This is a genomic window from Nonomuraea cavernae (assembly GCF_040655715.1).
In the GTDB taxonomy this organism is placed as follows: Bacteria; Actinomycetota; Actinomycetes; order Streptosporangiales; family Streptosporangiaceae; genus Nonomuraea; species Nonomuraea cavernae_A.
The window spans coordinates 183,960-196,829 of record NZ_JBFAKL010000008.1; the positions used below are offsets into that span (position 1 = coordinate 183,960).

Annotated in this window: 12 protein-coding genes; 8 read left to right on the forward strand and 4 right to left on the reverse strand. The window is 67.9% G+C overall.

The annotated features are described in order from the left end of the window. Nucleotides 1-106 precede the first annotated feature (106 nt). The 4 genes from ctaC (at nucleotide 107) to AB0I38_RS14450 (ending at nucleotide 4,298) form a co-directional block, all read left to right on the forward strand. Entirely contained in the window at nucleotides 107-886 is a 780-nt protein-coding gene (ctaC, locus tag AB0I38_RS14435; RefSeq protein ID WP_436838744.1) for an aa3-type cytochrome oxidase subunit II, read from the forward strand. Continuing rightward, a complete protein-coding gene (gene ctaD, locus AB0I38_RS14440; RefSeq protein WP_358466909.1) occupies nucleotides 883-2,544 on the forward strand; it encodes an aa3-type cytochrome oxidase subunit I in 1,662 nt (553 codons plus the stop codon). Before ctaC ends, ctaD begins: the two co-directional genes overlap by 4 nt. After that, nucleotides 2,544-2,957, forward strand: coding sequence for a cytochrome c oxidase subunit 4 (locus AB0I38_RS14445; protein ID WP_358466911.1), 414 nt, complete (start codon nucleotides 2,544-2,546; stop codon nucleotides 2,955-2,957). The genes ctaD and AB0I38_RS14445 overlap by 1 nt, the downstream gene beginning before the upstream one ends. Nucleotides 2,958-3,197: 240 nt before the next feature. Continuing rightward, a complete protein-coding gene (locus AB0I38_RS14450; protein WP_358466913.1) occupies nucleotides 3,198-4,298 on the forward strand; it encodes a L,D-transpeptidase in 1,101 nt (366 codons plus the stop codon). Nucleotides 4,299-4,362: 64 nt separating this feature from the next. Here AB0I38_RS14450 and trpD read toward each other — a convergent pair whose 3' ends face one another. Beyond that, on the reverse strand, nucleotides 4,363-5,409 hold the full coding sequence (gene trpD, locus AB0I38_RS14455; protein ID WP_358466915.1) for an anthranilate phosphoribosyltransferase: 1,047 nt from the start codon (nucleotides 5,407-5,409) through the stop codon (nucleotides 4,363-4,365). 9 nt (nucleotides 5,410-5,418) lie between these two features. Further along, nucleotides 5,419-5,817 carry a hypothetical protein gene (locus AB0I38_RS14460; protein ID WP_358467120.1) on the reverse strand — a complete coding sequence of 133 codons (399 nt, stop codon included), beginning with the start codon at nucleotides 5,815-5,817 and terminating at the stop codon, nucleotides 5,419-5,421. Between the two features lie 195 nt (nucleotides 5,818-6,012). On the opposite strand from AB0I38_RS14460, the gene ctaE reads away from it, so the two are divergent. Genes ctaE through qcrB form a run of 4 tightly spaced genes read left to right on the forward strand, consistent with a single transcriptional unit; the run spans nucleotide 6,013 to nucleotide 10,251 of the window. Beyond that, nucleotides 6,013-6,666, forward strand: a complete 654-nt coding sequence (ctaE, locus tag AB0I38_RS14465; RefSeq protein ID WP_358466917.1) for an aa3-type cytochrome oxidase subunit III — start codon at nucleotides 6,013-6,015, stop codon at nucleotides 6,664-6,666. Between the two features lie 14 nt (nucleotides 6,667-6,680). Next, nucleotides 6,681-7,490: a cytochrome bc1 complex diheme cytochrome c subunit gene (qcrC, locus tag AB0I38_RS14470; protein WP_358466918.1), complete on the forward strand. Its 810-nt coding sequence runs from the start codon at nucleotides 6,681-6,683 to the stop codon at nucleotides 7,488-7,490. Beyond that, nucleotides 7,487-8,599, forward strand: a complete 1,113-nt coding sequence (gene qcrA, locus AB0I38_RS14475; RefSeq protein WP_358466920.1) for a cytochrome bc1 complex Rieske iron-sulfur subunit — start codon at nucleotides 7,487-7,489, stop codon at nucleotides 8,597-8,599. The genes qcrC and qcrA overlap by 4 nt, the downstream gene beginning before the upstream one ends. Further along, entirely contained in the window at nucleotides 8,596-10,251 is a 1,656-nt protein-coding gene (qcrB, locus tag AB0I38_RS14480) for a cytochrome bc1 complex cytochrome b subunit (protein ID WP_358466922.1), read from the forward strand. The genes qcrA and qcrB overlap by 4 nt, the downstream gene beginning before the upstream one ends. Before the next feature lie 556 nt (nucleotides 10,252-10,807). Here the strand turns inward: qcrB and AB0I38_RS14485 are convergent. Then, nucleotides 10,808-11,095: an Lrp/AsnC family transcriptional regulator gene (locus AB0I38_RS14485; protein ID WP_358466924.1), complete on the reverse strand. Its 288-nt coding sequence runs from the start codon at nucleotides 11,093-11,095 to the stop codon at nucleotides 10,808-10,810. Between the two features lie 45 nt (nucleotides 11,096-11,140). Continuing rightward, nucleotides 11,141-12,862 (reverse strand): DEDD exonuclease domain-containing protein, encoded by a 1,722-nt coding sequence (locus tag AB0I38_RS14490; RefSeq protein WP_358466926.1) that lies wholly within the window; start codon nucleotides 12,860-12,862, stop codon nucleotides 11,141-11,143. Between the last annotated feature and the right edge of the window lie 8 nt (nucleotides 12,863-12,870).

Here is a 12,870-nt window from a genome sequence, read left to right on the forward strand (position 1 = left end):
GTGGAAATACGAGCGCCCAAGAGTGACTCTTGGGCTTCATTTGTGGGGTAGGCGATCCGTGAGTCCGACTCGCCGTTCGACACGGCGTTCGTTGGCCCGGCGCGGAGTGCCGCGCGCCGCCGTTTTGGCGTTGCTGCTGGCCTCCGTTACGGCGTGTGCCAATGACATTCCTGAGGCCGACTGGTCTCGTGGCCTCCTTCCGGACCCCATCACCACCCAGGGTGATGTGGTCCAAACTCTGTGGAACGGTGCCTGGATCGCCGCACTCGCCACAGGTGGCGTGGTCACCGCGCTGATCGTGTGGGCGTGCGTCTTCCACACCAAGCGCCGGGCGAAGGCCGAGCTTCCGCCGCAGGTTCGTTACAACCTGCCGATCGAGATGCTCTACACCCTGGTCCCGCTGGTCATGGTGTCGGTGTTCTTCTTCTTCACCGCGCGCGACAGCCGTGACCTGGAGGTGATCTCCGGCAATCCGGACGTCAAGGTCAAGGTCGAGGCGTTCCAGTGGAGCTGGCGCTTCACCACGACGGTCGACGGCAAGACGCTGCAGCCCGTCGTCGGTCAGCCGGTCAGCGACTACACGGCCGGGCCCCAGTTGGTCCTGCCGGTGGGCAAGAAGATCGAGTTCGACCTGGAGTCCCCCGACGTCATCCACTCCTTCTGGGTGCCGGAGTTCCTGTTCAAGCGAGACGTCATCCCCGGCGTCCCCGAGAACAACAAGGGCCGCAAGTTCGAGATCACCACGCTCGACAAGCCCGGCGTCTACGCCGGTCGATGCGCCGAGCTGTGCGGTGTCGACCACAGCCGCATGTTGTTCAACGTGAAGCTCGTCAAGCAGGCTGAGTTCGACCAGTACATCGCGACCCAGGCTGGAAGTGCCCAGTGACCGCCATCCAAGAACCACTCGCGACGACGGCTAGGCCCACTCCCAAGGGCCGGGTGATCGCCAAGTGGCTGTCCTCCACCGATCACAAGATCATCGGACACCTCTACCTGATCACGTCCTTCGCGTTCTTCCTGATCGGCGGCATCATGGCGCTGGTCATGCGTGCCGAGCTGGCCCAGCCGGGGCTGCAGTTCACCAGCAACGAGCAGTTCAACCAGCTGTTCACCATGCACGGCACGATCATGCTGCTGATGTTCGCGACGCCGCTGTTCGCCGGCTTCGCCAACGAGCTGATGCCGCTGCAGATCGGCGCGCCCGACGTGGCGTTCCCCCGGCTCAACATGGTGAGCTACTGGCTCTACCTGTTCGGCAGCCTCATCGCCGTCTCGGGCTTCTTCACCCCCAACGGCGCCGCCTCCTTCGGCTGGTTCGCCTACGCCCCGCTGTCCGACTCGATCTACTCACCGGGCCTGGGCGGTGACCTGTGGATCATGGGTCTGGCGCTGGGCGGTTTGGGCACGATCCTCGGCGCGGTCAACTTCATCACCACGATCATCTGCATGCGGGCGCCCGGCATGACGATGTTCCGGATGCCGATCTTCACCTGGAACATCCTGCTGACCAGCATGCTCGTGCTGATGGCCTTCCCGGTGCTGGCCGCCGCGCTGCTGGCGTTGGAGGCAGACCGTAAGTTCGGCACCCATATCTTCGCCATCGACAACGGCGGGCCGCTGCTCTGGCAGCACTTGTTCTGGTTCTTCGGCCATCCAGAGGTCTACATCATCGCGCTGCCGTTCTTCGGCATCGTCACCGAGATCCTGCCGGTCTTCAGCCGCAAGCCGATCTTCGGTTACATCGGCCTGGTCGCCGCGACCATCGCGATCGCCGGCCTGTCCATCACGGTCTGGGCGCACCACATGTACCCGACCGGGCAGGTGTTGCTGCCGTTCTTCTCGTTCATGACGTTCCTCATCGCGGTGCCGACGGGCGTGAAGTTCTTCAACTGGATCGGCACCATGTGGCGGGGCCATCTGAGCTTCGAGTCACCGATGCTGTTCTCCATCGGCTTCCTGGTGACGTTCCTGCTCGGCGGCCTGACCGGGGTGATCCTGGCCTCGCCGCCGCTCGACTTCCACATCAGCGACACCTATTTCGTCGTCGCCCACTTCCATTACGTGGTCTTCGGCACCGTGGTGTTCGCGATGTTCGCCGGGTTCTTCTTCTGGTGGCCCAAGTTCACCGGCAAGATGCTCGACGACCGGCTGGGCAAGATCCAGTTCTGGCTGCTGTTCGTCGGCTTCCACGCGACGTTCCTCGTCCAGCACTGGCTCGGCGTCCTCGGCTTCCCTCGCCGCTACGCCGACTACAGCGCGATCGACGGATTCGCCGACCTCAACATGATCTCGTCGATCGGCGCGTTCGTGCTGGGAGCCTCGACGCTGCCGTTCTTCTACAACGTCTGGAAGACCTGGCGCACCGCGCCCAAGGTCACCGTCGACGACCCCTGGGGCTTCGGTGGCTCGCTCGAATGGGCGACCTCCTGCCCGCCGCCGCGGCACAACTTCACCTCGCTGCCGCGCATCCGGTCTGAGCGTCCCGCGTTCGACCTGCACCACCCGCACGTATCCGCGAAGTCCGCCCAGGAGGTGGAGGCCTGATGAGGGTTCAGGGTTGGCTGTTCCTGTTGTGCGGTCTGTTCTTCGCCGGAGTGGACATCGCCTACTGGTTCTGGACCAAGGCCGCCACCGGAGTCGGTGAGCCGGTCGGCACCACGGCCATGGCCATCTCGGTCGGCTTCGCGTTCATGATCGGCTACTACCTCATGTTCACGGCCCGGCGCATCGGCAGCCAGCCGGAGGACGACAAGCAGGCCGAGATCAGCGACGGCGCCGGCGAGATCGGCTTCTTCAGCCCCAGCAGCTGGTGGCCGCTGTTCCTCTGCCTGGCGGCGGCCTTCGCTTTCGCCGGGTTCGTGATCGGCTTCTGGATGTTCCTGATCGGGGTGTTCGCGATCATCATGGCCATGATCGGGTTCGTGTTCCAGTACTACCGGGGCAACTTCTCGCACTGAGTCAGACCAACGAAGCGGGTGTCCTCCTTTGCGGAGGTCACCCGCTTTTTGGCGTTCTTTACCAGAATGCGGATGTGGCGAATCGATCACACAGGGTAATAGTGGAGGTAGAACGGATGTAACAGGACGGGGGAGTGACTCGTGGGGCGTCTCGCACATGGATCTGCCGGTCTGCTTGCTCTGTCGCTACTCACGGCGTGCTCGACGAGCACCAGCGCTGCCGACGAGGCCCGGAGAGCCATGGCCCCGGACGCCTCGGCGACGGTCCTCCCCATCGACAGGTCCAAGAACGTGCCCACGGACCAGACGGTGGTCGTGACGGCCCACAGCGGCACGCTCAAGAACGTCCGGGTCACCGGCACCGGCAAGGAGGGCGGCCTGCCGGGCGTCCTGAGCGCCGACGGGACCCGCTGGCGGAGCACCCGGAACGCGAGCCCGGGAGTCACCTACACGGTCACCACCGTCGCGGTCAACGCCGACGGCAAGGAGAAGCAGTCCGCGACCACATTCTCCACCGTCAAGGCGACCAAGCTCTTCGACATCGCCCAGATCACCCCCAACAAGGACGACACCGGTCTGACGGTCGGGGTCGGCATGCCCATCATGATCGCCTTTGACCAGCCCATCGCCGACCGGGTATCGGTCGAGCGCAATCTGGTCGTGCTCAGTTCCAAGCCGGTCGAGGGCGCCTGGCACTGGTTCGACGACAAGCACGTGGACTTCCGGCCCGCCGAATACTGGCCCGCCCACACCAGGGTTCGGGTCGAGGCCGGCCTGGCGGGCGTGCGCGGCGGCACCGGCCTGTACGGCAAGCGCGACGTCAAGCTCGACTTCAAGATCGGCCGCTCACAGATCACCAAGGGCAGCATCAACGACCACGTCCTGGTCGTGAAGCGCGACGGCAGGGTGGTCCGCCGGATGCCGATGAGCGCGGGCCAGGGCGGCGCCTGGAAGTATCACACGACCTCCGGCGTGCACCTGGCCATGTCACGCGAGCCCGTAACCGTCATGACCTCACCGGGCATCGGCCCGGGCTCGGCCGGCTACTACCAGCTGACGGTCTACGACACGGTCCGCATCTCCAACAGCGGCGAGTACGTGCACAGCGCGCCGTGGTCGGTGGGGTCGCAGGGCAACTCGAACGTCAGCCATGGGTGCGTCAACGTCAGCCCGGAGAACGCGGCGTGGTTCATCAAGAACACGCTGATCGGCGACCCGATCATCATCACCGGCTCACCCAGGCCGCTGGAGCCCACCAACGGGTGGGGCCACTGGCAGGAGGACTGGAAGCAGTGGCTGCAGTGGAGCTCCATCAAGGACGGCCCCACCATGACCTTCTGAACCCCCAGACGGCCCGTACGGCGCCTGAGGGGGCCGTGAGCAGGTGCCTGAGGGCCGGCCCGCGTCAGGCGGAGCGCAGGGAGTTGCTGACCGCGATCCAGCGGTCGAGCGTGGCGGCGGCGCGGCCGGAGTCGACCGCCTGGACCGCCCGGGCGTAGCCGTCGATCATGGCCGAGTCGAGGTCGTCGGCCGGCCCGCCGAGGGCCACCAGGGCCGCGGCGGCGTTGAGCAGGACGGCGTCGCGCACCGGGCCCGTCTTGCCGCGCACCAGGTCGTGCACCGCCTGGGCGTTGAACGCCACATCGCCGCCCCGCAGCGCCCCCGCGTCGGCGCGGGGGATGCCCAGCACGGCCGGATCGAACGCGGTCTGCGCGGCCGTGCCGTCCCTGACCGTCCACACCGTGGACGTGGTGGCGATGGTGAGCTCGTCGAGGCCGTCGTCGCCGCGGAACACCAGCGCGGACACCCCGCGCTCGGCGAAGACGCCCGCGAGGACCGGCAGCATGGCCTTGTCGTAGACGCCGATGGCCTGGGCGGCGGGCCGGGCCGGGTTGGTGAGCGGGCCCAGGAAGTTGAAGACCGTCGGCACGCCGATCTCCTTGCGCGGCGGGCCGGCGAAGCGCAGGGCGGGGTGGTAGACCGGGGCGAAGCAGAAGGCGATGCCCGCCTCGCGCGCGACCTCGGCGGTCTGCTCGGGCGTGAGATCGAGGTGGATGCCGAGGTGCTCCAGGACGTCGGCGGCGCCGCACGAGGAGGAGGCCGCCCGGTTGCCGTGCTTGACCACGCGGGCGCCCGCGGCGGCGGCCACGATGGCGGCCATGGTCGAGACGTTGACGGTGTGGGCACGGTCGCCGCCGGTGCCGACGACGTCGACGACCGGGCCCTCGACGCGCAGCGGCGTGGCCAGCTCCAGCATGGTGCGGGCCAGACCCGCGACCTCGGCGACGGTCTCGCCCTTGGCGCGCAGCGCGATCGCGAAGCCGGCGATCTGGGAGGGCGTCGCGGAGCCCGACATGATCTCGCGCATCGCCCAGGCGGTCTCGTCGGCGGTCAGGTGCTCACCGGAGAGGAGAGCCGACAGCAGGGCGGGCCACGTCGTCCGGGCATCCACGGAAGGCACCTACTTAGCGTTGAGTCGGGTCGAGTTGCGGCGGCGCATCAGGTCGGCGACGGCGTCGGCCAGCACCATGGGCTCGAGCGGCTGCGGGACGACGGCGTCGGCCTTGGACCACTCGGCCAGCCAGCGGTCGTCGCGCCGGGCGATGATCAGGCAGATCGGCGGGCAGTCGTAGACCTCGTCCTTGGCCTGGCGCGCGACGCCCATGCCGCCGGCGGGCTGGGTCTCGCCGTCGAGGACGGCCACGTCGATTTCGCCGGAGCTCAGCCACTGGTGCACCTTGGGCTCGGTGGCGCACTCCACGATCTCCACGAAGGGGACGTCGGCGGCGGGACGCCGGCCGAGCGCCAGCCTCACCTCATCGCGGGTGGCGGCGTCGTCGCTGTAGACGAGGACCCTCATCGTGTCGTCGGTGCTCACGGTCGCACTCACTATCGGTCGTAGCTGTATGGTCAACAGGATCGTACCGGTGCTCCGGCGTGCAATCCCAGACCGCTGCCTTCGCGGGGGGTTTTATGCCGATTATCGCAGGTTGATCGCCGGTTTGTTCCCCCTAACGGGGGGTCGTGCGCCGGACCGACCACGGGAGCCGCAATAATGCTGCTCGTGGCGACAGCATCCGCAATTACTTCGACGACGACAGCACACTCGTCTCGCAGACCCAACCTGGTCAGCGTCGGGACGATCGTCTGGCTGTCCTCTGAACTCATGTTCTTCGCGGCGCTGTTCGCGATGTACTTCACCATCCGGTCGGTGAGCGAGGGGCAGGGCCTCGAGTGGGGGCCCGCGCTCCTGCCTCAGGGCGCCTCCGCTGAAGGGGTCGCTCACCTGAACATCCCGTTCGCGACGGCCAACACGATCATCCTGGTTCTGTCGAGTGTGACGTGCCAGCTGGGCGTGTGGGCCGCTGAGAAGGGACAGGTCGGCAAGCTCCGCTTCTGGTACATCGTCAGCTTCCTGATGGGCTCGGTCTTCATCGCGGGTCAGCTGTACGAGTACTACGAGTTGGCGAGCGAGGGTGCGACTCTGTCCGCCAACGCCTACACCTCGGTGTTCTACCTCACGACGGGCTTCCACGGCCTGCACGTGGCGGGTGGCCTGATCGCGTTCCTGTTCATGCTGGGACGCACGTACGCCGCGAAGCGCTTCACGCATGAGCAGGCCACCAGCGCCATCGTCGTGTCCTACTACTGGCACTTCGTAGACGTCGTCTGGATCGGTCTTTTCGCGACCATCTACATTATTCGTTAAGGAACGGGATCTCTGTGACTAGGATCACCGCTTGGCGGCGGCATCCCCTCGCGAGATACGCCGTCCTGATTTTGGCGTTGGCGCTGGTCGGGATGGTATACACCGCCTTTATCCAGGCGAGCAGGCCTGCCGACGCGGCACTCGCGTCCGGCAAGGTCGATGACGTGGCCGAGGGGAGGAGCCTGTTCCAGGCCCACTGTGCCAGCTGCCACGGACTCAACGCCCAGGGCACCTCCACCGGGCCCACGCTCATCGGCGTGGGCGCGGCGGCCGTCGACTTCCAGGTGAGCACCGGTCGCATGCCCGCGGCCAACCCGGGCGCCCAGGCGCCCCGCAAGCCGGTCGCGCCCTGGGTCACCGAGGAGAAGATCCGCCAGCTCAGCGCCTACGTGCAGTCGCTCGGCGGCGGCCCGCAGGTGCCCGGCAAGGAACAGGTCGACCCGGCGAAGGGCGACGCGGGCAAGGGCGGTGAGCTGTTCCGCGCCAACTGCATCCAGTGCCACAACTGGGCGGGCGCGGGCGGTGCGCTGACCCAGGGCAAGTACGCGCCCAACCTCAACGACTCCTCGCCCACGCAGATCTACGAGGCGATGATCACCGGTCCGCAGGCCATGCCGGTCTTCAATGACACGACGATCACGCCCGAAGAGAAGCGCAGCATGATCGCCTACATCACCCAGGTCCGTGAGCAGCGAGACCCCGGAGGCTTCGGCCTGGGGCGGATTGGCCCCGTGACCGAGGGTCTCGTAGGCTGGATCGCAGGCATCAGCGCCATGGTTCTCGCCGCCATCTGGATCACCGCGAAGAAGCGACAGAAGTCATGACTGACAACGAGCACGAGATCGAGCAGCCGGACGAACGCGTTCCCAAGCGCGTGATCGGCACTCCCGCGCCGGGCACTTCGATGCTCGGCGACGAAATCCCCGTGGTGGAAGAGGGCGACGTCCCGGGCGTCACGTTCCAGGACGAGGAGAAGGCGCGCAGGGCCGAGAAGATCGTGGCGCTCTGCTTCACGGTCACGTTCCTCGCCGCGATCGCCTTCATCATCTTCTACGTGGTGATCCAGGTCGGCGGTCCTGAGGCGACCGGCACGTCCAACCTCGCGCTCGGCGGCACGCTGACGATCGCGCTGCTGGGCCTGGCCTTCGGCATCGTGGTCTGGGTGCGCCAGATCATGCCGAAGTACTCCTTGATCCAGGAGCGCCACGCGATGGCCTCCGACGAGGACGCCCGTGAAGTCGTCGCCGACACGTTCGTGCAGGGTGCGAGGGAGAGCGGGTTCGTCAAGCGCCCGCTGCTCCGCCGCACGCTGCTGCTCGCCGCCGCGCCGCTGGGCCTGGTCCCGCTGGTGCTGATGCGTGACCTCGACAACTCCAAGATGCCCGCCTCCAAGTTCAACGAGACGCTGCGCCACACCGTCTGGGGCGAGAAGACCAAGGAGGGCAAGCCGCTCCGGCTCATGGTCGAAGGCACCGGCCAGCCCATCCGGGCGGCCGACTTCAACTCGCCCGGCGGCATCCTGTCGGTCGTGCCCGAGGGCTACGAGCATGATCTCAACGCACTCACCAAAGCCACGCTGATCCTGATCAAGTTCAGGCCTGACGAGATCAAGTCGGGCACCAACCGCAACTGGACGCACGACGGCATCGTGGCCTATTCCAAGATCTGCACGCACGTGGGCTGCCCGGCGGCCCTCTACGAGCAGACCACTCACCACATCCTCTGTCCCTGCCACCAGTCGACCTTCGACGCCGCCGACGGCGCCAAGGTGATCTTCGGCCCGGCCGCCCGGCCGCTGCCGCAGCTGCCGATCGCGGTCGACGAGCAGGGATACCTCATCGCCCAAGGCGACTTCAACGTGCCGGTCGGCCCCAGCTACTGGGAGCGCGGCGACGCCGAGGCGGAGGCCAGGTCCAAGGGAGGCCACGCATGAGTGACCTGACAGCGGTCCCCAAGGCCATCGCGGGCCCGTCGACCTACCTCGACGACCGTCTCGGAGCCGGCAACTTCCTCAAGCGCAACCTGCGGAAGATCTTCCCGGACCACTGGTCCTTCCTGCTCGGTGAGATCGCCCTCTACTCGTTCATCATTCTGTTGCTGACCGGTACGTTCCTGACGTTCTGGTTCCAGCCCAGCATGAGCGAGGTCGTCTACAACGGCTCCTACGCCCCGCTCAAGGGCGTCATGATGTCCCAGGCCTACGCGTCGGCGCTGGAGATCAGCTTCGACGTCCGCGGTGGCCTGCTGATGCGGCAGATGCACCACTGGGCCGCCCTGCTGTTCGTGGCCGGCATGATGGTGCACATGCTCCGGGTGTTCTTCACCGGGGCCTACCGCAAGCCGCGCGAGCTCAACTGGATCATCGGTGTCCTGCTGCTGACGCTGGCGCTGGCCGAGGGCCTGACCGGCTACTCCCTGCCCGACGACCTGCTGTCCGGCGCGGGAGCGCGGATCACCCAGGGAGTGATCATCTCCCTGCCGCTGGTCGGCACCTACCTCTCGTTCTTCCTGTTCGGCGGCGAGTATCCAGGCACCGACATCATCGCCCGGTTCTACTCCCTGCACATCCTGCTCATCCCGGGCATCCTCCTGGCGCTCATCTCCGCCCACATGGTTCTCATGTGGGTGCAGAAGCACACCCAGATGCCCGGCAAGGGCCGCAACAACCGCAACGTGGTCGGCGCGCCGTTCTACCCGGCCTTCATGGCCAAGGCCGGTGCCTACTTCCTGTTCACGTTCGCGGTGGTCGCGGGTCTGGCGACGTTCGCCCAGATCAACCCGATCTGGTTGTTCGGGCCCTACACACCGGCGGACATCTCGGCGGGTTCGCAGCCCGACTTCTACATGGGCTTCCTCGAAGGCTCGCTGAGACTCATGCCGGCCTGGGAGATCAACCTCTTCGGCACCGCCCACGCGGGCACACTGCCACTGAGCGTGATCATCCCGGCGTTGGTGCCGATGGGCATCATCATGACCGGCCTCGCGCTCTATCCGTTCATCGAACAGTGGATCACCGGCGACCGGCGTGAGCACCACGTCGCCGACCGTCCCCGCAACAACCCGCACCGCACCTCGATCGGCATGGCGGCCATCACGTTCTACGGCGTGCTCTGGCTGCTCGGCGCCAACGACGAGATCTCGGCGTTCTTCCACGTCAGCCTCAACTGGACGACCTACGTCGGCCGGGTGCTGGTGTTCGTGGGGCCGGCGGTGGCCTACGCCATCACCTACCGCATCTGCCTGGGCCTGCAGCGTTCCGACGCCGCGGTCGTCTCGCACGGTGTGGAGTCCGGTGTGATCAAGCGCCTGCCACACGGTGAGTTCATCGAGGTCCACACGCCGCCCGCCGAAGACATCGAGGCGCACCTGCGCGGCAAGGAGCCGGTGCTCATGCTGCCGGCCCACGAGGACACCTCGGGCATCCCGCCCAAGGGGATGCGCGGTCCGCTCGGCAAGCTGCGTGCCCGTATGTCCAGGGCGTACGGCGGCGAGAAGATCCCCCTCGACGAGGGTCACCCTCACGAGGAGATCGAGGAGCACGCCGGCGTCAGCTCGGAGGGCGAGGATCGGTCGCTGACGCGTTGACGCGACCTGTCCGGTCGCACACCTGACCGGCTACACCAGCGCGGGCTCGGACATCACGTCCGGGCCCGCGCTGCGTCGTCTCCAGACCGTCGCCCCCCACGCGCCGGGCCTTGAGGCGCCGGCCCGCCTGGACGGCGACCGGAACCCCGTAGCGCCCGCACGCGCGGGGCCGTGCGCTGGCACGGCCAGGGCCCGAGGATCGCCATCCGCCGGGGATGGTCGCGGGGGCGGCGGCGCCGAGATCGGGGGATCGGTGACGGACGCTCACGGACACCGGGTGGGTCGGCGTCGGGCGACCGGACTGTGCCGGTTACCGGGGGGCGACCGGGGACTGTGCGCCGGTTACCGGGCGGTGTGGCCAGGGCAGGGAGGATCGCCACCTGCTGGGATGGTCGCCGGGTGGTGGATGCGGTGTCAGGGTGGCCGGACCGGGTCCCGGTGGTGCAGTGGCGCGGCCGGGTCAGAGGAGGACCGGACCGGGCCCCGGTGGTGCAGTGGCGCGGCCGGGTCAGAGGAGGACCGGACCGGGTCCCGGTGGTGGCGTGGCGCGGCCGGGTCAGTCGGCGTCGGCGAAGCCGATGGAGAAGGCCGCGTCGAGGTCGTGCTTGGAGTAGGTGCGGAAGGCGATGTGGGTCTCGGTGTGCAGGACCCCGGCCACCTTGTTGAGACGGCCGGGGATGACCTCGGCGATCTGCTCGTAGGCGGCGACCCGGACCATGGCCAGCAGGTCGTACTCGCCGGTGATGGAGTAGACCTCGCTGACCCCGTCGATCTCGGCGATCGTCTGCGCGACCTCCGGAATCCGGTCGACTTCGGCATTGATGTGAACGATAGCCGTGACCATGGCCCAACCCTATCGGTTCGCCGAGGCGCCGCCCATCTCGGTGGCTCAGCGAAGGGGACGGTGCTCGCGGGACCGGGGGGTGAGAGGCCGGTAGGCGAGGTCGATGCGGGCCTTGTGACGGGCAGCGCCGCGGGCGGGCAGGCTCCACTCGCCGTCGACCTCGACCAGCCGCACACCCGGTGACTCGAGCCAGCGCAGGATGCACTCGGTCTCTTCGGCGCTGGCCGCGTGGACGGGACCGGGGCCGGGGATGACGGTCTCGGCGGTGGCGACCAGGGACTCGACGTAGGGCGTGGGGTGGGCGCCCCTCGGCATGACGCCGGCCGCGGTGAGCCGGCCGTATCGGACGACGTGGATGTCCCAGCCGCCGTCGAAAGCCGGGCTGGCGGCGATGAGCTGCGGAATCCTGGTGATGGACGTCAGCCGCTGCATACGGGCCGCCGCACGGACGAAGGCCGCCAGCCGGTCGCGGTCGACCGACGCCTCTTCGTAGCGCTGCTCCACCGACAGGCGCTCCATGCGGGCCGACACCGCCGAGAAGACCGGCGTGGCGTCGAGCGTCATGGCGCGGCGGGCGCTCTCGACGTGGAGCGCGTAGTCGGTCTGACTCTCGCGGCCCTCGCACGGGGCCCCGCAGCGGCCCATCTCCAGCAGCACGCAGGCCGAGCGGCGGGTGCGCAGGGTGACGGGCTGGGTGCACTGGCGCAGCGGCACCGCCTCGTGCAGCGCGATGCGGGCCTCGTCGGCGGTGCGGTTGTTGCTGAACGGCCCGAGGTAGGCGGCGCCGTCGTCCTTGACCTCGCGGACGATCGACAGGCGGGGGAACGGCTCCTGGGTGAGCTTGAGCCAGACGACCTTCTCGGGGAAGCGGGACCTGCGGTTGTAGCGCGGCTTGGCACCGCCGATCAGGCGCAGCTCCCTGACCTCGGCCTCCAGCGCGGTGGAGCAGACGATGTGGCGGACGCGCTCGGCGATGCCGACCATCTCGCGGATGCGCGGCCGGGTCTCGCTGGCCGTGAAGTAGGAGCGGACCCGGTTGCGCAGGTTGGTGCTCTTGCCGATGTAGAGGACCTCGCCGCGTTCGTCCTCGAAGAGGTAGACGCCGGGGGAGTGGGGCACCGACTCGGCGAGGTGACGCTTGCGCTGCTGCTCGGGCGTCGGAGCGCGGACGAACGACTTGAGCTCCTCCAGCGTGTGGACCTCGAAGGAGCCAGCTCGCTCGATCAGCCCGTGGAGCACGTCGACGGTCGCCCGGGCGTCCTGCAGGGCGCGGTGGCACGGCTCGGTCGCGCTGCGGAAGAACCTGGCCAGCGTGGCGAGTTTGCTGTTGGGCGTCTCGTCACGGGTGAGCACGCGGCGGGACAGATCGACGGTGTCGACCACCGGGTTGGCCGGCGGCGGATAGCCGTGGGCGGCGCAGGCCGCCTTGACGAAGCGGGTGTCGAAGCCCGCGTTGTGGGCGACCAGCGTGGTGCCGTGGATGAACTCCAGGAAGCTCGGCAGCACCGACTCGATCCGGGGCGCGGCCACGACCATGGCGTCGGTGATGCCGGTGAGCACGGAGATGAACGGCGGGATCGGCCCGCCGGGGTCGACCAGCGTGGAGAACTCGCCCAGCACTTCGCCGCCCCGCACCTTGACCGCGCCGATTTCGGTGATCAGGTGCTCGGCCGGCGATCCACCGGTCGTCTCGAGGTCGAACACCACGAACGTGACGTCACTCAGTGGGGTGCCGAGCTCGTCGAGTGTGCCTTGAACCGCGTCCACGAACCAAG

Excerpts from the sequence above, each read along its gene's own strand:
- ctaE (WP_358466917.1), top strand. The coding sequence starts at position 6,013 with ATGCTGCTCGTGGCGACAGCATCCGCAATTACTTCGACGACGACAGCA.
- qcrA (WP_358466920.1), top strand. The coding sequence starts at position 7,487 with ATGACTGACAACGAGCACGAGATCGAGCAGCCGGACGAACGCGTTCCC.
- AB0I38_RS14450 (WP_358466913.1), top strand. The coding sequence starts at position 3,198 with ATGGCCCCGGACGCCTCGGCGACGGTCCTCCCCATCGACAGGTCCAAG.
- AB0I38_RS14460 (WP_358467120.1), bottom strand. The coding sequence starts at position 5,817 with ATGAGGGTCCTCGTCTACAGCGACGACGCCGCCACCCGCGATGAGGTG.
- AB0I38_RS14485 (WP_358466924.1), bottom strand. The coding sequence starts at position 11,095 with ATGGTCACGGCTATCGTTCACATCAATGCCGAAGTCGACCGGATTCCG.
- qcrB (WP_358466922.1), top strand. The coding sequence starts at position 8,596 with ATGAGTGACCTGACAGCGGTCCCCAAGGCCATCGCGGGCCCGTCGACC.
- AB0I38_RS14445 (WP_358466911.1), top strand. The coding sequence starts at position 2,544 with ATGAGGGTTCAGGGTTGGCTGTTCCTGTTGTGCGGTCTGTTCTTCGCC.